Origin of the sequence: Streptomyces iconiensis (assembly GCF_028657195.3) — a bacterium.
GTDB lineage: Bacteria > Actinomycetota > Actinomycetes > Streptomycetales > Streptomycetaceae > Streptomyces > Streptomyces iconiensis.
In genome coordinates this window covers 327,469-348,570 of the sequence record NZ_JANCPR020000002.1, presented here as the reverse complement: position 1 = coordinate 348,570, position 21,102 = coordinate 327,469, and the positions used below count along the sequence as shown (strand labels likewise).

Annotated in this window: 13 protein-coding genes and 1 tRNA gene; 10 read left to right on the top strand and 4 right to left on the bottom strand. The window is 69.5% G+C overall.

Annotation, left to right across the window (positions count from 1 at the left end):
* The first annotated feature begins 108 nt into the window (after positions 1–108).
* Positions 109–795, top strand: a complete 687-nt coding sequence (locus NMN56_RS03040) for a DegT/DnrJ/EryC1/StrS family aminotransferase (RefSeq protein ID WP_274043455.1) — start codon at positions 109–111, stop codon at positions 793–795.
* Between the two features lie 14 nt (positions 796–809).
* Here NMN56_RS03040 and NMN56_RS03035 read toward each other — a convergent pair whose 3' ends face one another.
* Entirely contained in the window at positions 810–1,700 is an 891-nt protein-coding gene (locus NMN56_RS03035) for a CE1 family esterase (RefSeq protein WP_274043456.1), read from the bottom strand.
* A 91-nt stretch (positions 1,701–1,791) separates the two neighbouring features.
* Here NMN56_RS03035 and NMN56_RS03030 point away from each other — a divergent pair.
* Positions 1,792–1,864 (top strand) — tRNA-Thr (locus NMN56_RS03030).
* An 83-nt stretch (positions 1,865–1,947) separates the two neighbouring features.
* Here the strand turns inward: NMN56_RS03030 and NMN56_RS03025 are convergent.
* Positions 1,948–4,578, bottom strand: a complete 2,631-nt coding sequence (locus NMN56_RS03025; RefSeq protein WP_430542449.1) for a SpoIIE family protein phosphatase — start codon at positions 4,576–4,578, stop codon at positions 1,948–1,950.
* Between the two features lie 427 nt (positions 4,579–5,005).
* Between NMN56_RS03025 and NMN56_RS03020 the strand changes: the two genes are divergently transcribed.
* The 8 genes from NMN56_RS03020 to NMN56_RS02985 all read left to right on the top strand — a co-directional run bounded on the left by NMN56_RS03020 (position 5,006) and on the right by NMN56_RS02985 (position 18,793).
* Positions 5,006–10,630, top strand: coding sequence for a HAMP domain-containing protein (locus NMN56_RS03020; protein WP_274043457.1), 5,625 nt, complete (start codon positions 5,006–5,008; stop codon positions 10,628–10,630).
* A 243-nt stretch (positions 10,631–10,873) separates the two neighbouring features.
* On the top strand, positions 10,874–11,569 hold the full coding sequence (locus NMN56_RS03015; RefSeq protein WP_274043458.1) for a response regulator: 696 nt from the start codon (positions 10,874–10,876) through the stop codon (positions 11,567–11,569).
* Positions 11,570–11,636: 67 nt separating this feature from the next.
* Complete coding sequence (locus tag NMN56_RS03010; protein ID WP_274043459.1) at positions 11,637–14,369, top strand: FtsK/SpoIIIE family DNA translocase; 2,733 nt, start codon at positions 11,637–11,639, stop codon at positions 14,367–14,369.
* A gap of 232 nt (positions 14,370–14,601) precedes the next feature.
* Positions 14,602–15,405 (top strand): helix-turn-helix domain-containing protein, encoded by an 804-nt coding sequence (locus NMN56_RS03005; RefSeq protein ID WP_274043460.1) that lies wholly within the window; start codon positions 14,602–14,604, stop codon positions 15,403–15,405.
* Positions 15,406–15,482: 77 nt separating this feature from the next.
* Positions 15,483–17,054 carry a 30S ribosomal protein S12 methylthiotransferase RimO gene (rimO, locus tag NMN56_RS03000; protein ID WP_274043461.1) on the top strand — a complete coding sequence of 524 codons (1,572 nt, stop codon included), beginning with the start codon at positions 15,483–15,485 and terminating at the stop codon, positions 17,052–17,054.
* Complete coding sequence (gene pgsA / locus NMN56_RS02995; RefSeq protein ID WP_274043462.1) at positions 17,051–17,704, top strand: CDP-diacylglycerol--glycerol-3-phosphate 3-phosphatidyltransferase; 654 nt, start codon at positions 17,051–17,053, stop codon at positions 17,702–17,704. The genes rimO and pgsA overlap by 4 nt, the downstream gene beginning before the upstream one ends.
* A complete protein-coding gene (locus NMN56_RS02990; RefSeq protein ID WP_274043463.1) occupies positions 17,701–18,285 on the top strand; it encodes a CinA family protein in 585 nt (194 codons plus the stop codon). The genes pgsA and NMN56_RS02990 overlap by 4 nt, the downstream gene beginning before the upstream one ends.
* Before the next feature lie 130 nt (positions 18,286–18,415).
* Complete coding sequence (locus tag NMN56_RS02985) at positions 18,416–18,793, top strand: helix-turn-helix domain-containing protein (protein WP_274043464.1); 378 nt, start codon at positions 18,416–18,418, stop codon at positions 18,791–18,793.
* A gap of 541 nt (positions 18,794–19,334) precedes the next feature.
* On the opposite strand, the gene NMN56_RS02980 is transcribed toward NMN56_RS02985, so the two are convergent.
* A complete protein-coding gene (locus NMN56_RS02980; RefSeq protein WP_274043465.1) occupies positions 19,335–20,111 on the bottom strand; it encodes an SDR family NAD(P)-dependent oxidoreductase in 777 nt (258 codons plus the stop codon).
* Positions 20,112–20,149: 38 nt separating this feature from the next.
* A complete protein-coding gene (locus NMN56_RS02975; RefSeq protein WP_274043466.1) occupies positions 20,150–21,040 on the bottom strand; it encodes an Fpg/Nei family DNA glycosylase in 891 nt (296 codons plus the stop codon).
* Positions 21,041–21,102: the final 62 nt, after the last annotated feature.

Genomic DNA, 21,102 nt, shown 5'->3' with positions numbered 1-21,102 from the left:
ACACCGCCGAAAAATTCTTAAGCCGTGGTCCCTGAACTTCAGTTCAGGGACCACGGCTTTTTTGCGTTCCGTCACCGGCAGTTCACGTGGCGCCGCGAGCATCCACCCATGGGGACGACACAGTTGATCGCCGCGGGTGTGGGTGTGGGCAACGAGGTTGTGGTGCCGTCTTATGGCGGGGCCGAAGTGGCCGAGGCCGTACGGGAGATCGGGGCCCGGCCGGTGTTCGCGGACATCGACGCCAGGAGCTACTGCCTCGATCCGGTGTCCGTCGAGCAGGTGGTCAGCGAGTGCACGGCCGCGGTTGTGCCCGTGCATCTCTTCGGGCACTGCGCCGACTTGAACGGGCTGGGCGAGCTGGCGGCGCTGCGGAACATACGGGTGGTGGAGTGGGAGCCGCTGCCGCGTGTGGACGCCGTGGACGCGGTGCGCCGCCGGCAGCACGCCGAGTATCTCGGACGGCGGCTGAGGGGCGTGGTGACTCCGGTGGTGGAGCCTGGAGTTGAGCACGCGTTCATGGAGTACGTCGTACGGGTACCGGGGAACGGGCGGCCTGACCGGGACGCCTTCAAGCGGGCTCTCAGGGCGAGGGGCGTGGAGTGCGGTGTGCCGGTGAAGCTCCCGGCACACCGCATGCCGGAATTCAGGGCGGCCGTTCGGCTTCCGGAGGCCGAACGGGCCGCTGACGAGTGCCTTGCCCTGCCGTTGGCCGCCTCGCTGACGAAGAGGGAGCTCCAGCACGTCATTTCGGCGTGCAACGGATTGGGCGGCCTATTGCGGGAGCGCGCTTCCTGAATGCGTAAGGACTGCTATTTCCTTGCGCGTGGGTGCTTTTCGAAGAAGTCCCAGAGAACGTCCGTCGCGTGGAGGCCGGCCGCCGGGTCTCCCATGTACGGATCGGGTGAGCCGGGCCATTGGCCCATGGCGGGCACCGTGTAGACGGTGGTTCTGCTGCCGTCCGGGCAGGCGGAACGGGTGCGGGTGTTGCCGTCGGGGAGCGTATCGACGGGCCCTCGGCGGCACTTGAGGCGTTGGTGCCAGGCGGTCATGCCGGCCTGGAACTGGCCGTAGTAGGAGTCCGTGCCGCCCAGGAAGGTGACGACGGAGACCGGCGTCCTCGGTCGGTAGGTGTCGTCTTCGAGGGCCTTGCCGATGAATCCGCTGCTTACCGGCGCCACCGCGGCGAAGGTGTGCGGGAGTTCGACGGCCAGGCGCATGGACATGTCGCCGCCGTTGGAGATTCCCGTCGCGTAGACACGGTCCGGGTTCGCGTTCCAGACGCGCTTGAAGCCTTTGACGACCTTACGGAGGAAGCCGACATCGTCCTCGTTTCCGCAGCACATCAGGGCGTTGAATCCGCCGTTGAGGCCGTCCGGATAGACGACGAGGAACTTCTCCTTGTCGGCCTTGGCACTGAGTGCGCTCAGGTCACGCACATAGGCGCCGTCGCTGGGATAAGGGTGCATGGCGACGACGAGCGGGAGGGCTTGGTGTGGTGTGTAGCCGCGTGGGGCGTGGGCGCGGAATGTGCGCTTCTTGCCTTTCCACACCAACTCGACCTGCTGGTCACCGGGCCTGGGCGTCCCGACGTCGGACGCGGGTCTTTGCGGGCCGGAGGGCTTGTCCGCGAGGGCGCCGTGCGCCGGTACGAGGCACAGGGACACGGTGGCCAGAGCGAGGAGTGATAATCGTGTCCGCATCGGCGCACCGTGGCATCGCAGAGAGCGCGCGTCGAGGAGTCCGAGGTCGTTCGCACGCGTGGGATCGGGTAAGCTCTCTTCCGCTGATCGCGCCCCAATAGCTCAGTCGGCAGAGCGTCTCCATGGTAAGGAGAAGGTCAACGGTTCGATTCCGTTTTGGGGCTCTCCATAAGGCAGTTGAGAAGGCCCCCGCCAGTTGGCGGGGGCCTTTCTCGTATGTCGTGACTATGCAGGAGCCGTGTCCTGGCTACTCGGGAACGCGCATCGCGAGGATGGCCATGTCGTCGGAAGGCGCGTCGTTCGCGAAGCGCTCGACCGCGCGCATGATGCGAGCCGCCACAGCGCCGGCCGTGAGGCCCGTACAGGTGGTGAGGACATCGGCGAGGCCGTCGTCGCCGAGCATGCGGGTGCCCTCGCGGCGTTCGGTGACGCCGTCCGTGACGCACAGGAGCACGTCGCCCGGGTCGAGGACGACTGTCTGCTCGTACAGCTCCAGGTCGTCCATGACGCCCAGGAGCGGTTGGGGATCGGCCGCGGGTTCCACGGTGCCGTCCTGGCGCAGGCGCAGAGGCAGGGGGTGGCCGGCGCAGACGACCTTCAGCTCGGCGCTGCCGTCCTCCTGGGGCCGCATCTCGCCGTAGAGGAGCGTCAGGAAGCGGCTGCGGGCGCCCTCGTCGAGGATCGCGGTGTTGAGGCGTTCCAGGACGGCCGGGCCGCCGAGGCCTTCGCGGGCGAGGAGGCGCAGGGCGTGCCGTGCGAGCCCGGTGACCGCGGCTGCCTCGGGGCCTGTGCCGCAGACGTCGCCGATCGCGAATCCGTAGATGCCGTCGCGGATTTCGAAGAGGTCGTAGAAGTCGCCACCGACCTCGTTGCCCTCGCCTGCGGCGCGGTAGATGACGTCGACCTCGACGCCTCCCGAGACCTCGGGCAGCTCAGGCGGCAGCAGGCTGCGCTGGAGGGACTGGCTGATGGCGGTGCGCTCGGAGTAGAGGCGTGCGTTGTCGAGGGCGAGCGCGGCACGGCGGGAGAGGTCCTCGGCAAGCTCCAGGATCTCCTGGCGGAATCTCTCGTCCGTGGGCTTTCCGAGCGTCAGCATGCCGATGACGCGGTTGCGCGCCACGAGGGGGAGCACGACCGTCTCGCCGCCGACCGCCGCCGCCGTGGCGAGGGTTGTGCCGGGGGAGAGGTGGTGGTCCTCCTCGCTCATCACGACGCTGCGCAGCGAGGTACGCAGGGCAGCCGAGTGTGCCGCATCGGTGGGCGCGGTCCAGACGCGGGCTCCGGGAGTGGGGACGGGCTCGGGCGGATCGACCTTGGCGAGGAGCGCCTTGAGGTTGTCGATGCGGTCCTCGTCCTCGTGCAGCACATAGGAGAGCTTGGGTTCGGAGCCCGGCTCGGCGACGGTGTAGACGGCGCACCAGGTGGCGAGGGTGGGGACGGTCATCTGGGCCATGAGCGCGAGCGTCTGGTCCCGGTCGAGCGTTCCGGCGAGCAGGTCGGACGCTTCGACGAGGAACGAGAGCGAGCCGCGTCGCAGCCGCTCCAGCTCGGTGAGCCGGGCACGTTCGACGGCGAGCGCGATGCGGTCGGCGGCGAACTGGAGGCGGAGGGCCTCCTCGTTGGTGTAGCGGCCAGGGGCTTCGGTGGCGACGCCGAGGGAACCGGTGAGCCTGCCTTCGACCTTGAGGGGGACGGTGACCACGGAGCGCATGCCGGTGCCGGCGAGCAGCGGAACCGCGCCGGGTACGACGGTGAGGTCCTCGTGGACGGAGGGCATGCGCGCCGAGCCGTAGCGTCCGCTGCCGGCCTCCACGGGGACGCGGGCGAACCGCTGGCGGGCCGAGGGGAGTCCGGTGGAGGCGCGGACCTCCAGCTCCGTTTCGTCGTCGGTGGCGAGGAGCAGGTAGGCGGCGTCGCCGTCGAGCATGTCGCGGGCGCGTTCGACCGTGCGCTGGAGGAGGCCGTCGAGGTCGTCGGGTGCCGGTGAGCCGATGAAGACCTCGAAGGGGTCGGCGGCCGTGGGCTCGTTGCCGTCCGAGGCGGTGCCTGTGTCGCGGGCGTGGACGCGGGGCGGGGACTGGAGGATGGCGCGTTCGTGCTCGCGCACGAGGAGGCAGACGGTGGACGGCTCGCCGTCGCTGTCACGCACGCGCAGGTGGGAGGCGTAGACCGGGATCGTACGGCCGTCGGCTCCGCGCATGCCGTACGAGCCTTCCCAGCGGGAGAGGCGGAGGGCCTCGGCGACGCCCGTGCCGGTGCCCGGGGTGTGGGGCCAGGCGGCGAGGTCGGTGAGCGGTTTGCCGATGACCTGCTCGGCCGGGTAGTCGAACAGCTCGGTCGCGTCCTCGTTCCAGGCGCTGATGGCGCCGCTGCGGTCGACCTGGATCACCGCGACGTGGACGCGGGTGTCGGTGAGGGGCAGGGCGTTGTCGGGGAGCGCGGGGCCCGCTGTGCGGGTGCCCACGGGGCGCTCGGGGAGGTTGAGGCGGAACCAGACGCGTTTGTCGGCCGCTGTGTAGTCGACGCCCCAGCGCGTGGCGAGAGCGGCGCACAGGAGGAGGCCGCGGCCTCCCTCGCGGTCGGGGCTGGCCGGTTGCTGCCCGGGCTCCAGGAGGGGCAGCTCGCGCTCGGGATAGCGGTCGATGACCTCGATGCGGACGCCGTCCTCGTCGCGCAGGCACAGGACCTCGGCCGAGGTGCCGGCGTGCACGACAGCGTTGGTGACGAGTTCGCTGGTCAGGACGACGGCGTCATCCACGATGTCCGCGAGACCCCACCCTTGGAGGGTGTCGCGCACGAAGGCGCGTGCGGTGGCGACCGAGCGGCCTACCGGCTCGAACGTGGCGGCGGCTCGCGCGGTGATCACTGGTCTCCCCATGGATGTCCTGTCGGCCGGACGCTCTGGTGTGCGCTGCGTGGCCACGGCAGTGGTGCTCCCCGCTTCCGCCGGGCTTTCAGGCCCAGGGGGAATTCCGGTGGGGATGCCCCCACGCCCGGCGCCCTGCTCTTGCGTCACCGCAGCGCCCCTCCGTTGCCTTCGTGCTCACCGCTGTCCCTGTCAGCCCCCTACCCAGTGGACCGGCGAGGGCACCCCGTCAGCGTGGGGGTTACGGACAGCCAGGTGCCAGGTTACTTACGTTCGCGCGGCGCGTGGCCGCCGGATGCGGGTGATTTCCGTCCGGGTCCCGAAGGAGAGGCGTATGCCATGCTGCCGAACTGTTATCGCCGGGTTCGGGCAGGGTGAAACACTGGGAAGGCTCGGAGTAATGGGCCCGGGCACGGAAGGTCGACCCGCAGGAGGGACAGTGGAGTCTGGCGCAACGGCGCGTAGCACCAACACGCGCGCGAAGGGCGGACGGTCCCGGAGGAATGGGACGATCGAGGTGGATGCGGCGTCCGTCAACAAGCTTCTGGGCGCGCTGACCGCCATGCGTGACGGCAATTTCCGTAAACGCCTCACTGTCACGGGTGAGGGCCCGATGGCCGAGATCGCCGCGGTCTTCAATGAGGTCGCGGACCAGAATCTGCATCTGACCGGCGAGCTGTCACGGGTGCGCCGAGTGGTCGGGCGTGAGGGAAAACTCACAGAGCGGCTCCAGACCGGCACCTGCGAGGGCTCGTGGGCCGCTGCGATCGACGCGTCGAACGCGCTCGTGGACGACCTGGTGCGGCCGGTCTCGGAGGTCGGCAGGGTGCTGTCGGCCGTCGCCGACGGCGATCTGGAACAGCGCATGGACCTGCGCTCGCGTGGTGCCGAGGGGGGCGGGCACCCGCTGCGCGGTGAGTTCCTGAAGGTGGGCCGTACGGTCAACGGCCTCGTGGATCAGCTTTCTGCGTTCACCGACGAGGTGACGCGGGTCGCGAGCGAGGTCGGTACCGAGGGGAAGCTCGGCGGGCAGGCACGTGTGCGGGGAATGTCCGGTTCCTGGAAGGACCTGACCGACTCCGTCAACACGATGGCGTCCCGGCTGACCGCTCAGGTGCGCGACATCGCACTGGTGACGACGGCCGTGGCCAAGGGCGATCTGTCACGCAAGGTGACCGTCCATGTCGCGGGCGAGATGCTGGAGCTGAAGAACACCGTCAATACGATGGTGGACCAGCTCTCCTCCTTCCAGTCCGAGGTCAACAGGGTCGCGCGCGAGGTCGGTACCGAGGGTGAACTCGGGGGGCAGGCCAGGGTCCAGGGCGTCGCCGGTGTCTGGAAGGACCTCACGGACTCCGTCAACCTCATGGCGGGCAACCTCACCTCCCAGGTACGGGAGATCGCGCAGGTCACGACGGCTGTCGCCAACGGTGACCTGTCCCAGAAGATCACGGTGAACGCGCGCGGCGAGGTGGCGCAGCTCGCCGAGACCATCAACGCGATGACGGACACGCTGCGTACGCTCGCCGACGAGGTCACACGCGCGGCGAGCGAGGTCGGGACGGACGGGGTGCTGGGCGGCCAGGCGGCTGTCCCGGGTGCCGCCGGAATCTGGAAGGATCTGACCGATTCGGTCAATACCGCCTTCCGTAATCTGACCGCTCAGGTGCGGGACATCGCTCAGGTGACGACCGCTGTGGCCAACGGTGATCTCTCGCAGAAGGTGACCGTCGATGTCTCCGGCGAGATGCAGGAGTTGAAGAACACCGTCAACACGATGGTGGACCAGCTCTCCTCGTTCGGCGCCGAAGTCACGCGCGTGGCACGGGAGATCGGGGTCGAGGGCGAACTGGGCGGCCAGGCGGCCGTGCCCGGTGCCGCGGGCACCTGGAAGGACCTGACCGACTCGGTCAACACGGCCTTCCGCAACCTCACGGGCCAGGTGCGCAACATCGCGCAGGTGACGACGGCCGTCGCCAACGGTGATCTCTCGCAGAAGGTGACGGTCGACGTCTCCGGCGAGATGCTCCAGCTCAAGAACACCGTGAACACGATGGTGGATCAGCTGTCGTCCTTCGCCGAGCAGGTCACCAGGATGGCCCGCGACGTCGGTACCGAGGGCAGGCTCGGCGGCCAGGCGCGCGTGGACGGCGTCTCGGGCACCTGGAAGGACCTCACCAACTCCGTCAACTTCATGGCGAACAACCTGACCTCGCAGGTGCGTCAGATCGCACAGGTCACGACCGCCGTGGCGCGCGGCGACCTGTCGCAGAAGATCGAGGTCGACGCGCGGGGCGAGATCCTGGAGCTGAAGAACACCATCAACACGATGGTCGACCAGCTCTCCGCCTTCGCCGACCAGGTCACCCGCGTATCCCGCGAGGTGGGCACCGAGGGCAGGCTGGGCGGCCAGGCGCAGGTGCCCGGCGTCGCGGGCGTGTGGCGCGATCTCACGGACTCCGTGAACGGGATGGCGGGCAACCTCACCACGCAGGTGCGCAACATCTCGCAGGTCGCGACGGCGGTCGCGCGCGGTGATCTGTCGCAGAAGATCGACGTGGACGCGCGGGGCGAGATCCTGGAGCTGAAGACCACGCTGAACACGATGGTCGATCAGCTCTCGTCGTTCGCCGAGCAGGTCACCCGGGTGGCGCGCGAGGTGGGTACCGAGGGCATCCTCGGCGGTCAGGCGGAGGTGAAGGGTGTCTCGGGCACCTGGAAGGACCTCACGCAGTCCGTGAACTTCATGGCGAACAACCTGACTTCGCAGGTGCGGAACATCGCCGAGGTGACCACGGCCGTCGCACAGGGCGACCTCTCGAAGAAGATCACCGTCGATGCCAAGGGCGAGGTGCTCGCGCTCGTCACGACCGTCAACACGATGGTGGACACGCTCTCCTCGTTCGCCGAGCAGGTGACACGGGTGGCGCGCGAGGTGGGCACCGAGGGGCAGTTGGGCGGCCAGGCACGGGTGCGGGACGTGTCCGGCATCTGGAAGGACCTGACCGACAACGTCAACATCATGGCCAACAACCTGACGGGACAGGTCAGGAACATCTCCCAGGTCGCCACGGCTGTGGCCAACGGCGATCTGACGAAGAAGGTCACCGTCGAGGCCAGTGGCGAGGTCGCACAGCTCGCTGACACGGTCAACACGATGGTGACGACGCTGTCCTCGTTCGCCGACCAAGTGACGCGCGTCGCCCGCGAGGTCGGTACGGACGGCGTGCTGGGCGGGCAGGCGCGGGTGCCGGGCGTGGCCGGCACCTGGAAGGACCTGACCGAATCGGTCAACTCCATGGCGTCCAATCTGACGGGGCAGGTGCGCCAGATCGCCATGGTGACCACCGCCATCGCCAAGGGCGACCTCACCAAGAAGATCGACATCGAGGCGAATGGAGAGATCCTCCAGCTCAAGACGACGATCAACACCATGGTCGACCAGCTCTCGTCGTTCGCCGAGCAGGTCACGCGGGTCGCCCGCGAGGTGGGCACCGAGGGCGAGCTGGGCGGGCAGGCGCGCGTACAGGGCGTCGCCGGAACGTGGAAGGACCTCACCGACTCCGTCAACGAGATGGCGGGAAACCTCACCCGTCAGGTGCGGGCGATCGCCGAGGTGGCCACCGCCGTGACCCGCGGCGACCACAACGTCCGTATCGACGTCGAGGCAGCGGGCGAGATCCTGGACCTTCAGGGCTACATCAACACGATGATCGCCAACCTGCGTGACACCACACAGGCCAACCAGGAGCAGGACTGGCTCAAGGGCAACCTGGCCCGTATCTCCGGGCTGATGCAGGGCCGCCGCGATCTGCGGGACGTCGCCGGGCTGATCATGAGCGAGCTGACCCCCGTGGTCTCCGCACAGCACGGAGCGTTCTTCATCTCGCTGCCCGAGGGCACTCCAGAGGGCGCCGTCGGCGTCGGCGCCGGGCCAGGTGAGGACGGTTCGTACGAGCTGCGGATGCTGGGCAGCTACGGGTACTGCACCGGCAGCATGCCCACCTCCTTCCAGCCCGGTGAGTCCCTCATCGGTACGGCGGCGAAGGAGAAGCGCACCATCCTGATGCACGACGTGCCGTCGGGGTACCTGAAGATCTCCTCCGGGCTCGGCGAGGCGCCTCCCGCACATGTGATCGTGCTGCCGGTCATCTTCGAGGGCACCGTCCTCGGCGTGATCGAGCTGGCGTCCTTCCAGCCGTTCGGGCAGATCCACAAGGACTTCCTGAACCAGATCGCGGAGATGATCGCGACCAGCGTCAACACCATCAGCGTCAATATGCGTACCGAGCGGCTGCTGGAGCAGTCGCAGGAGCTGACGGCGCAGCTCAAGGAGCGCTCCGGCGAGCTGGAGAACCGGCAGAAGGCGCTCCAGGAGTCCAACGCGGCGCTGGAGGAGAAGGCGGAGCAACTCGCCCAGACCAACAGCGACATCGAGATCAAGAACCGCGAGATCGAGGAGGCGCGGCAGGTTCTTGAGGAGCGCGCGGAGCAACTGTCCGTCTCGATGCGCTACAAGTCGGAGTTCCTGGCGAACATGTCGCACGAGCTGCGCACTCCGCTCAACTCGCTGCTCATCCTCGCCAAGCTGCTCGCCGACAACGCCGAGTCGAATCTGTCGCCGAAGCAGGTCGAGTTCGCGGAGACCATCCATGGCGCGGGCTCGGACCTGTTGCAGCTGATCAACGACATCCTCGACCTGTCGAAGGTCGAGGCGGGCAAGATGGACGTCAGTCCCACCCGGATCGCGCTGGTGCAACTGGTGGACTACGTGGAGGCCACTTTCCGGCCGCTCACCGCGGAGAAGGGGCTCGACTTCTCCGTGCGGGTCTCGCCGGAGCTGCCTGCGACGCTGCACACGGACGAGCAGCGGCTGCTACAGGTGCTGCGGAACCTGCTGTCGAACGCCGTGAAGTTCACCGACAGCGGCGCGGTCGAGCTGGTGATCCGCTCCGCTCGTACGGACGTTCCCGACTTCATCCGGGAGCAGATGCTGGAGCACGGTTCGCTGAGGGACGCGGACGCTGAGCTGATCGCCTTCTCGGTGACCGACACCGGGATCGGTATCGCGCAGAGCAAGATGCGGGTGATCTTCGAGGCGTTCAAGCAGGCGGACGGTACGACCAGCCGCAAGTACGGCGGCACGGGGCTCGGGCTGTCGATCAGCCGGGAGATCGCCCGACTGCTCGGGGGCGAGATCTACGCGGCCAGTGAGCCGGGGCGCGGCTCCACGTTCACGCTGTACCTGCCGCTGCACCCGACCGAGCTGCCGCCCCAGGGGTACCCGCAGCTCGGCTCCGGCGCCACGCTGGCCCTCGCGGCATCGGCGACCGGCGCATCCGCTGCGGAACCCGTGGAGACGGAGGAACAGGCCGGCACGGCCGACGGGACGGGCAGTGTCCCGCCCGAGTCGGCGGAGGAGGCCGCGCACTCCCTGGCCGACAGGCGCCGTATGGGCGAGGCGACCGGCCACACGCAGCCCGAACTGCCTCCGGAGGCACGGCCGTCGGGAGGGGCGCGGGAGAACGGCGGAGCGCCGTTCCAGGGCTCCTTCACGACGGAACGCGGGAACGGGACGGCCGAGGAGACGGGTGACCACTCGATCATTGATTCCGCTGCGGAAACGGAAGTTGGTGCGTACGGTGGCCAGGAGTCGCCGTCGGTGGACCCCGGAGGCAGTCTCTCGGGCCGGAAGGTGCTCATCGTCGACGACGACATCCGGAACGTCTTCGCGCTGACGAGTGTCCTGGAGCAGCACGGCCTCCAGGTGCTCTACGCCGAGAACGGCAGGGAAGGCATCGAGGTGCTGGAACAGCACGACGACACCGCCGTCGTGCTGATGGACATCATGATGCCGGAGATGGACGGCTACGCCACCACGGCGGCCATCCGGAAGATGCCGCAGTTCGCCGGGCTGCCCATCATCGCGCTGACGGCCAAGGCGATGAAGGGTGACCGGGAGAAGAGCATCGAGTCGGGCGCTTCGGACTACGTCACCAAGCCGGTGGACACAGATCACCTGCTGTCCGTCATGCGGCGGTGGATGGGGGCCGGGCGGATGTGACACGGTGTCCAATGAGGGCCACATGCTGACTCAGTGTGGTCAAGCACGTGTGGAAACGCGGTAAACCGGGAACCTTTTGGTCCCCTGGGGCGTTTTTGCTATGTGCACAGTGACATCACGGTGACAGGGTGTGGCGGGCCGCGCGGTGCGGCTACCATGACCGGCACAAGGACGGGCGGCGGCGACAGAGAGCCGCTCCCAGGGGCGGCGTCCGAGGGGCTGCCGGGGCGAGGAGGACGGGCCATGGTGCAGAAGGCCAAGATCCTCCTGGTCGATGACCGGCCGGAGAATCTGCTGGCGCTGGAGGCCATTCTCTCCGCGCTCGATCAGACGCTGGTACGGGCATCGTCAGGGGAGGAAGCGCTCAAGGCGCTGCTGACGGATGACTTCGCTGTCATCCTGCTGGATGTCCAGATGCCGGGCATGGACGGCTTCGAGACAGCGGCACACATCAAGCGCAGAGAGCGCACACGCGACATCCCGATCATCTTTCTGACGGCCATCAACCACGGGCCGCACCACACCTTCCGCGGGTACGCGGCGGGTGCGGTCGACTACATCTCCAAGCCCTTCGACCCATGGGTCCTGCGGGCCAAGGTCTCGGTGTTCGTCGACCTCTACATGAAGAACGTGCAGCTGCGTGAGCAGGCGTCCCTGCTGCGGCTCCAGTTGGAGGGCAACGGCAGCGCACAGCGGCAGGAGGCGCCCGACGAGGGCGCCGAGGCACCCGGGTTGCTGGTCGAGCTGTCCGCGCGGCTCGCGGCCGTCGAGGAGCAGGCGGAGGCGCTCACCAAGCAGTTGGGCGACTCGGCCGACGCGGCCACGGCAGCGACAGCCGCGCACCTTGAGCGCAAACTCACGGGACTCCGCAGGGCACTTGACGCACTGGAGCCAGGAACGGGCGGCGACGCCTCCGCGCAGGTGTCGTCCCAGAACTGATCCCGGGGCACTTCCCGCGCCCCGGTCGTCCGTGCCTCACGTGCCCGTCCCCGGTAACCTCACCTCCATGGCCTCACGTACGTCGGGAACAGGAAAGGCAGCCAAGAAAGCGCCCGCTAAGAAGGCTGCCGCGAAAAAGCCCCCGGCGAAGAAGGCCCCTGCCAAGAAAGCGCCGGCCAAGAAGACCGCCGCCAAGCCGAAGGGCAAGGTCGCGGCGAAGTCCGCGCCTTCGCCGACCAACGGCGTCTTCCGGCTCGTACGGGCCTGCTGGCTCGGCCTCGCGCACGCGATCGCGGCGGTCTTCCGCGGTATAGGCCGCAGCGGCAAGGGACTCGATCCCGCACACCGGAAGGACGGCGTCGCACTGCTGCTGCTCGGTCTCGCGCTCGTCGTCGCGGCGGGCACCTGGTCCAACCTCCAAGGCCCCGTGGGCGACCTCGTGGAGGTGCTGGTCACCGGCGCCTTCGGCCGTCTCGACCTGCTGGTGCCGATACTGCTCGGTGTCATCTCCGTACGACTGATCAGACACCCGGAGAAGCCGGAAGCCAACGGCCGTATCGTCATTGGGCTTTCGGCGCTGGTCATCGGGGTGCTCGGGCTGGTGCACATCGGCTGCGGGGCGCCCGGCAGAGGCGACGGCGACGACGCGCTGCGGGACGCCGGAGGGCTCATCGGCTGGGCCGTGTCCCGGCCGATGATCTTCACCGTCGGCGAGATGCTCGCCGTCGCGCTGCTCGCGCTGGTCACCGTCTTCGGTCTGCTCGTGGTCACCGCCACTCCCGTCAACGCCATCCCGCAGCGGCTGCGCGCCGCGGGCGTACGGCTCGGTGTCGTACAGCCGTTGGAGGACGAGGAGGACGGCGAGCACGAGGAGGAGACGGGCGCGCGGCGCAGGCACAGCATGCGCAAGGACCACCTGGACGCGGCGCACGCGGAGAAGGAAGCGCTCGACCGCCGCCGCACGGCGCGCAAGGGCAAGCGCGGTGCGGGGACGCAGGAGCCGCTGCCGCAGGACGCGGAAGCGGTCGCGGCGAGCGCGGGTACGAGCGAACGGACCCTGGACGCCGTGGACGTGGCAGCCGCCGCTGCCGCCTCGCTGGACGGCGCGGTGATGCACGGCGTGCAGCCCTCGCCGCTCGTCGCCGATCTGACCAGCTCCGTATCGGCGGGCCGCCGCAAGGACAAGCGGGCCGAGTCCGCCGTGCCCGGTGCGCGCGGTGAGGAGCCCACGGAGGACACGCCTGTCCCCGACCTCACCAAGGCGCCGGCGCCGCCCGAGCCGGCCGAACTGCCGCCCCGCGCCGAACAGCTCCAGCTGCGCGGTGACATCACCTACGCACTGCCCTCCCTCGACCTGCTGGAGCGGGGCGGACCGGGGCGCACGCGCAGCGCGGCCAACGACGAGGTCGTGCAGTCACTGACGACCGTCTTCACCGAGTTCAAGGTGGACGCCTCCGTCACCGGCTTCACCCGGGGCCCGACCGTCACGCGCTACGAGATCGCACTGGGCCCCGGTGTGAAGGTCGAGAAGATCACGGCGCTCGCCAAGAACATCGCCTACGCGGTCGCCAGCCCCGACGTGCGCATCATCAACCCCATCCCGGGGAAGTCGGCGGTCGGCATCGAGATCCCCAACAGCGACCGGGAGATGGTCAATCTCGGCGACGTGCTGCGCTCGGCTGAGGCCGCAGGCGAGGAGCACCCGCTGCTGGCCGGTCTCGGCAAGGACGTCGAGGGCGGCTACGTCTCGGTCAACCTCGCCAAGATGCCGCACATCCTCGTCGCGGGCGCCACGGGATCCGGCAAGTCCTCCTGCATAAACTGCCTGATCACCTCCGTGATGGCCAGGGCGACGCCCGAGGACGTACGCATGGTGCTCGTGGACCCCAAGCGGGTCGAGTTGAACGCCTACGAGGGCATCCCGCACCTCATCACGCCGATCATCACCAACCCCAAGAAGGCCGCCGAGGCGCTCCAATGGGTCGTGCGCGAGATGGACCTGCGCTACGACGACCTCGCGGCGTTCGGGTTCCGCCACATCGACGACTTCAACGAGGCGGTGCGCTCGGGCAAGGCCACGGCTCCGGAGGGCAGCGAACGCGAACTGTCCCCGTACCCGTACCTGCTCGTCATCGTCGATGAGCTGGCTGACCTGATGATGGTGGCTCCGCGCGACGTGGAGGACGCGATCGTCCGGATCACGCAGCTGGCGCGTGCCGCCGGTATCCACCTGGTGCTGGCCACGCAGCGCCCCTCGGTCGATGTCGTGACCGGTCTGATCAAGGCCAACGTGCCCTCCAGGCTCGGGTTCTCCACCTCTTCGCTCGCCGACAGCCGCGTCATCCTGGACCAGGCGGGCGCGGAAAAGCTCATCGGCAAGGGTGACGGTCTGTTCCTGCCGATGGGCGCGAACAAGCCCATCCGTATGCAGGGTGCTTTTGTGACCGAGCAGGAGGTCGCGCGCGTCGTCGATCACTGCAAGGCTCAGATGGCACCGGTCTTCCGCGACGACGTCACCGTCGGACAGCAGCAGAAGAAGGAGATCGACGAGGAGATCGGTGACGACATGGATCTGCTCTGCCAGGCGGCGGAGCTGGTCGTCTCCACGCAGTTCGGCTCCACCTCGATGCTCCAGCGCAAGCTGCGCGTGGGCTTCGCCAAGGCCGGACGGCTGATGGACCTGATGGAGTCGCGCGGCGTGGTCGGCCCGAGCGAGGGTTCCAAGGCACGTGACGTGCTGGTCAAGCCGGACGAACTGGACGGGGTACTGGCGGTGATCCGGGGCGGCGGGGAGTCCTAGGACGGCCGTAACGCATTCGTAAGGTCAGGGCCTCACTCGGAGAGACGAGCGAGGCAACCGTTTCCGCAACCGATACGTCAAGTTGAAGAGTGGAGCGGCGGCAGGGCCGTGCGGTCGGGGCTCGTGGCCATCCCGATGGCGGACAAAGTCGCTCCGCCCGCTTGCCCCACCCTTTTGCTCCGCCCCTAGACTGAACCTCCAGCAGGTGGCTACACGCTCGAAAGGCGCCCCCGTGTCCATCGGCAACTCACCCGAAGAGGACCGGCCTTCGGTCGGTCGAGCCCTCCACCAGGCCCGGATCGTCGCACGGTTGAGCGTGGACGAGATCAGCACGTCCACGCGGGTGCGGATCCCGATCGTGCAGGCCATCGAGCAGGACGACTACTCACGGTGTGGCGGGGACGTCTACGCGCGCGGCCACATCCGCACTCTCGCGCGTGCCGTCGGGCTCGACGGCGACGCGCTCGTGGCGCAGTACGACGACGAACACGGCGGCCGTCCGGCGCCCACTCCGCCCTCCACCCTCTTCGAGGCCGAGCGCATCCGCCCCGAGCCCCGGCGGCCCAACTGGACGGCGGCCATGGTCGCCGCCATCGTGGCCGTTGTCGGCTTTGTCGGCTTCACCCTCTTCAGCGGCGGCGACAACGAGTCGGGCAAGCCCGTCGCCGAGGACACGCCCTCCGAGTCCCCGTCCAAGAAGGCGTCGGACAAGCCGAGCCCGTCCAGGACCTCCGACCCCAAGCCCTCCGACAGCGCCATCGCGGGGGCGCCCGCCGACAAGGTCACCGTCAGGATGACGGCGGAGCAGGGCAACAGCTGGATCTCCGCCAAGGACCACAACGGGCGCCTCGTGCATGAAGGCGTGCTCAGGCAGGGCCAGTCCAAGACCCTCACCGACGACAAGCGGCTCAACCTCGTACTGGGCAACGCCGGAGGCGTGAAGCTGTTCGTCAACGGCAAGGAGGTCAAGCACGTGGGCGAGGTCGGCCAGGTGCAGCGCCTCAGCTACACGCGGGGCGATCCCGAGGCGGGCTGAGCCGCGGGGGAACGTCCGAGCCTGGAGGTGCTGCCCTCGCGGCGGGTGGGGTGTGCGGGACAAAGTAGGCTGAGCCCATGCCCGAACGCCGTACCGTCGCCCTTGTCACTCTCGGATGCGCACGTAACGAGGTGGACTCGGAGGAGCTTGCAGGCCGCCTGGCGGCGGATGGCTGGGACCTCGTCGAGGAAGCCGCCGACGCCGATGTCGCAGTCGTCAACACCTGCGGCTTCGTCGAAGCCGCCAAGAAGGACTCGGTCGACGCCCTCCTAGAGGCCAACGATCTGAAGAACTCGGCACGCGAGGACGGCGGCAGGACCCAGGCCGTCGTCGCCGTCGGCTGCATGGCCGAGCGCTACGGCAAGGAGCTGGCCGAGGCCCTGCCCGAGGCCGACGCCGTGCTCGGATTCGACGACTACGCCGATATCTCCGACAGACTCCAGACCATCCTGAGCGGTGGTGTGCACGCCGCGCACACCCCCCGTGACCGGCGCAAGCTGCTGCCGGTCAGCCCGGCGGAGCGCCAGGACGCCACCGTCGCGCTCCCCGGACACGGCGCCTCGGCCGACGCGGTCCAGAGCGCGCCCCAGGACCTGCCCGAGGGCGTGGCACCCGCCTCAGGGCCGCGCGCACCGCTGCGCCGGCGCCTGGGCACCAGCCCCGTCGCCTCCGTGAAGCTCGCCTCCGGCTGCGACCGGCGGTGCTCGTTCTGCGCCATCCCCTCCTTCCGCGGCTCCTTCATCTCCCGCCGCCCCTCCGACGTGCTCGGCGAGACGCGCTGGCTGGCAGGCGAGGGCGTGCGCGAGATCATGCTCGTCTCGGAGAACAACACCTCCTACGGCAAGGACCTCGGCGACATCCGGCTGCTGGAGACGCTGCTGCCCGAGCTGGCCGCTGTGGACGGGATCGAGCGCGTACGCGTCAGCTACCTCCAGCCCGCCGAGATGCGCCCCGGGCTCATCGACGTCCTCACGGGCACCGACAGGGTGGCCCCGTACTTCGACCTCTCCTTCCAGCACTCGGCCCCCGGCGTGCTGCGCGCGATGCGGCGCTTCGGCGACACCGACCGCTTCCTGGGCCTGCTGGAGGAGATCAGAGGCAAGGCGCCGCACGCGGGCGTCCGCTCCAACTTCATCGTCGGCTTCCCCGGCGAGAGCGAGAACGACGTGGCCGAGCTGGAGCGCTTCCTGACCGGGGCCAGGCTGGACGCCATCGGGGTGTTCGGGTACTCGGACGAGGACGGGACCGAGGCCGCCGGTTACGACGGCAAGGTCCCCGCCGAGGAGGTCGCCGAGCGGCTGGCGCGGGTCTCGCGGCTGGCCGAGGAGCTGACCACCCAGCGCGCCGAGGAGCGCATCGGCGAGACGGTCAGTGTCCTGGTCGAGTCCGTCGACGCGGGCGAGGACGGAGAAGGGCCGGTCGGACGGGGTGCGCACCAGGCGCCCGAGACGGACGGACAGGTGCGTCTGGAGCCGGCCGCGGGCCCGGGTTCGACGGGACAGCCCTTCCGTATCGGACGTATGGTCGAAGCGAGGGTCATTGCGGCCGAGGGTGTGGACCTGGTGGCCGAGCCGCTCACAGCCGGTGCCGCGCTCCCTGTGGGGGTGGGCAGCGGCCCTCGCGAGGGCAGTGAGGAGGCGGGCAGATGACGGGAGTCCCGGCCTCCGCGGCGGGACGCGGTCCCGTCGCGAAGCCGAAGGCCGCCGCGAATGTGCGGCCTGTGAGCCTGTGGAACATCGCCAACATCCTGACGATGATCCGGCTGCTGCTGGTACCTGGCTTCGTCCTGCTCATGGTGGCCGACGACGGCCACGACCCCGTATGGCGCTCCTTCGCCTGGGCGGCCTTCACCGTCGCCATGATCACCGACCTCTTCGACGGTGAGCTGGCCCGCAGGTACGACCTCGTCACCGACTTCGGCAAGATCGCCGACCCCATCGCGGACAAGGCGATCATGGGCGCCGCGCTCATCTGCCTGTCGGCGCTCTCCGATCTGCCCTGGTGGGTCACCGGCGTGATCCTCTTCCGTGAGCTGGGCATCACGGTCATGCGCTTCTGGGTCATCAGACACGGGGTGATCCCCGCGAGCCGCGGCGGCAAGATGAAGACCCTCGCGCAGGGCGTCGCCGTGGGCATGTATGTCCTGGTGCTGACCGGGCCGCTGGCCACCCTCCGCTGGTGGGTGATGGCCGTCGCCGTGGTGCTCACCGTGGCGACCGGTCTCGACTACGTACGGCAGGCGGTCGTGCTGCGGCGGGCCGGCATGGCCGCCGAGGCCGCGGAGAACGAGCCGTCGTGAGTGGCGGTACCTGTGCTCCCGGGGCGCTGGCACTGCTCGCGGCACGCGGCGAGACGCTCGCCGTGGCCGAGTCCCTCACCGGCGGACTGGTCGCCGCCGAGATCACATCCGTCCCCGGCGCCTCACGGGTCTTCCGTGGCTCCGTCACCACGTATGCGACCGAACTGAAGAGGGATGTACTCGGGGTCGACGGGGCACTCCTTGAGGAGCGGGGCGCGGTCGACGCCGAGGTCGCGCGCCAGATGGCGCGGGGCGTACGCGAGGCGCTGGGCGCCGACTGGGGCATCGCCACGACGGGAGTGGCCGGCCCCGAGCCCCAGGACGGTCAGCCGGTCGGGACGGTCTACGTCGCGGTCGCCGGGCCCGGCACGCCTGCCGTGGGTGAACGGTTGGGCCTCGAAGGCAGCCGGAGCGGCGATCGGGCCGGTGGGAACGGTGAGGAGGCCGGTGAGCGTGTGCGTGACGGGATCCGTACAGAGAGTGTTCGAGGAGTCCTGGAGCTGCTCTACAAGGAACTGATCGAAAATGCGGGGCGACAGGATAGGGAACAGACCGGGGGGAATGGATGTTTGCAGCCCTGAGTGAACACGACATCGCTCCCCGCACGGGTGCGGGCCGAGGCGGTACGGTGGAGCCTGAAGGATTCGGGGCCAACTGGCCGTCCCGATACAGGCTGTGGAAGACGCCGCGCGTTGAGAGGGAGGAGCACCGATGATTCTGCTCCGTCGCCTGCTGGGTGACGTGCTGCGTCGGCAGCGCCAACGCCAGGGTCGCACCCTGCGCGAAGTCTCTTCGTCCGCCCGGGTCTCGCTCGGATACCTCTCCGAGGTCGAGCGCGGCCAGAAGGAAGCCTCGTCCGAACTGCTCTCGTCGATCTGTGACGCACTCGATGTGCGGATGTCCGAGCTCATGCGGGAGGTCAGCGACGAGCTGGCGCTCGCGGAGCTGGCCGAGTCGGCGGCGAGCGATGCGGTCCCGCCCATGCGGCCGGTGCTCAACCCGCTCTCCGTGACCTCGGTGACCGGGGTTCCGGAGGAACGCGTCACCATCAAGGCGCCGACGGAGGCCGTGGACGTCGTCGCGGCCTGAGTGCCGCGGTGGCTGTGGCGCCCTGCGTGGCCCGGGGGCGTGAGAGACGAAGAACGACAGGTCCCGCCGGGGAGTACCCGGCGGGACCTTCGTATGCGCCGGGCCGGTCGGACCCCGCTGTGTAGTCGCGTGGTCCCGGCGGGTGCGGGACGATGGCGGGTGTCCTCTGCGAGCCAGGGTCTCCGCATGTGAGCCAGGATCTCCGCACCGCCGCGGGAGGTGTGTGGCATGACGGCCGTGTCCCCGCTGCCGCCGGTCCGCCGGACGCCGGTCCGCTGGCTGCTGGGCGCCGTTTGCGCCCTCTGTGCCGTCGCCTGGGTGTGTGCCGTGTGGCGGGTGGCCGTGGGCGGGAGCGGGCCGCTGGAGGTCTCGGTCGCGGCGGGCGGCTGGGGGTTGAATCTGCTGCCGGTGCACGTGGCGAACGGGAGCGCGCGCGGAAGGCCGGTACGCCCGAGGCGCCCCGCCGCGCTGTCCCGGGGAGCCGCTGCGTCCCGGCGGTCCCGGCGGCTCGGCGGTGCGCGTTCTGCGGGGGCACCGCGACCTACCAGGGCATCGCGACGCCGCCGTTGGGCCGGAGGATCTGGCCGGTCGTGAAGGAGGAGGCGTCCGAGGCCAGGTGCAGCACGGCGTGCGCGATGTCACGGGCCTCACCGACCCGGTTCAGCGGAGACCTCCCGGCCATCGCCTCTTCCACCTGGTGCTGCGCCGTCGAGCTGTCCCTGTCGGTCATGGGCGTGCGTATCCAGCCGGGCGCGACCGCGTTGACGCGTATGCCGTGCCGGCCGACCTCGGAGGCGAGCGTCTTGGTGAGCTGGACCACGGCGGCCTTGGCGGCGCCGTAGCACAGCAGGCCGGGGGAGCCCGTGTCGATGGCGCCGGACGCCATGGTCACGATGCTGCCCCGGGTCCGCGTGGCGATCATGCTGCGGGCCGCTTCCTGGCAGGTGCGCAGGACACCCTTGAAGTTGATGTCGAGGACCCGGTCGAGGTCGGCGTCCTCGGTCTCCAGGACGGTGCTGCGGTGCATGATGCCCGCGACGGCCACCGCGATGTCGAGCCTGCCTCCGGTCCGTACGGCGGCGGCCACGGCATCGGTGAGGGAGTCCCGCTCCATGACGTCGACGGTGTGGGAGTACGCGGTACCGCCCGTGTCCGTGATGAGCGCTGCGGTGTCCGCCGCGCCTTTCTCGTCGCGGTCCGTGCAGTGCACGGCCGCTCCGGCCTCGGCGAGCAGGACGGCGCTCGCGCGGCCGATACCGCTGGCGGCGCCCGTGACGAGGGCGGTCCTGCCGGTGAGGTCGTACGCCGTAAGGCTCATGGTCCACGACGGTACGAGCAGAACTGACGGGGCGTCAATTAGTGCGACGGGCCCCCGGTCCCACGCGTGCCCGTTCCCGGGCCGCCGGAAGGGCTCGATGGTGCTCCCGGCTGGCAGTGCGGGCAGTACCAGATGGTGCGCGAACGCTCGGGCGAACCGTAGTGGCCGGTGCGTACCGGGGTGCCGCAGCGGTGGCAGGGCCGGTGCTCGCGGCCGTAGACGGCGAGGTTCCGGTCGCGGCGGTGGCCGTTGGTCGTGCGGCGGACCGTGCGGTCCTTGTTCGCCTCCAGCAGCCGCTTGGCGACGGTGAGCAGGCGCGTGGGCAGGGGCGGGGTGAGGGAGCCGACGGGCGTCCAGGGCGAGGTGCGGGCGAGAAAGCACAGCTCGGCCGCGTACACATTGCCGATCCCGGCGAGATTGCGCTGGTCGAGCAGCGCCTCGGCAAGGGGGCGGTCCGGGTCCTGGAGCAGCCGCCGCTCGGCCTCGGCCGGATCCCAGTCGGGACCGAGAAGGTCAGGGCCGAGATGGCCGACCGCGCGGAACTCCTCGCTGGTGCGCAGGAGTTCGAGGAGCGGGAGCCGGTACCCCGTGGCCGTATGGGTCGCGGTGGCGAGCACGGCGCGGATCTGGTGCGAGGGGCCCGAGCCCGGGAGACGGGACGCGGTGGCTGCCCGCGGACGGCCGGCCTCCGCACCGGAAGGTTCCAGGCGCCAGGCGCCCTCCATGCCCAGGTGGGAGTGGAGGGTGAGCCTGCCCTCGATACGGGTGAGGAGGTGCTTGCCGCGCGGTGCGACCTCCAGGACCGTGCGGCCGGACAGATCGACGGTGGCGATCTGGGGGACACGGAAATCCGTACGGGTCAGCGTCTGCCCGGCCAGGGCGACGTGCAGTGCGTGTGCCGTGCGCCAGACCGTGTCTCCTTCAGGCATGCGTCCATGCTCCCAGGGCTGGTGCGCGGGCGGGAGTGCGCGCGGGTGGGTGCCACAGTGCT

Bases quoted from the DNA above. Each gene is read 5' to 3' on its own strand.
- NMN56_RS02980 (WP_274043465.1), bottom strand. From the start codon at position 20,111: ATGAGCCTTACGGCGTACGACCTCACCGGCAGGACCGCCCTCGTCACG.
- NMN56_RS03035 (WP_274043456.1), bottom strand. From the start codon at position 1,700: ATGCGGACACGATTATCACTCCTCGCTCTGGCCACCGTGTCCCTGTGC.
- NMN56_RS03010 (WP_274043459.1), top strand. From the start codon at position 11,637: ATGGCCTCACGTACGTCGGGAACAGGAAAGGCAGCCAAGAAAGCGCCC.
- NMN56_RS02975 (WP_274043466.1), bottom strand. From the start codon at position 21,040: ATGCCTGAAGGAGACACGGTCTGGCGCACGGCACACGCACTGCACGTC.
- NMN56_RS03025 (WP_430542449.1), bottom strand. From the start codon at position 4,578: ATGGGGAGACCAGTGATCACCGCGCGAGCCGCCGCCACGTTCGAGCCG.
- NMN56_RS02985 (WP_274043464.1), top strand. From the start codon at position 18,416: ATGATTCTGCTCCGTCGCCTGCTGGGTGACGTGCTGCGTCGGCAGCGC.
- rimO (WP_274043461.1), top strand. From the start codon at position 15,483: ATGCCCGAACGCCGTACCGTCGCCCTTGTCACTCTCGGATGCGCACGT.
- NMN56_RS03040 (WP_274043455.1), top strand. From the start codon at position 109: ATGGGGACGACACAGTTGATCGCCGCGGGTGTGGGTGTGGGCAACGAG.
- NMN56_RS03015 (WP_274043458.1), top strand. From the start codon at position 10,874: ATGGTGCAGAAGGCCAAGATCCTCCTGGTCGATGACCGGCCGGAGAAT.
- pgsA (WP_274043462.1), top strand. From the start codon at position 17,051: ATGACGGGAGTCCCGGCCTCCGCGGCGGGACGCGGTCCCGTCGCGAAG.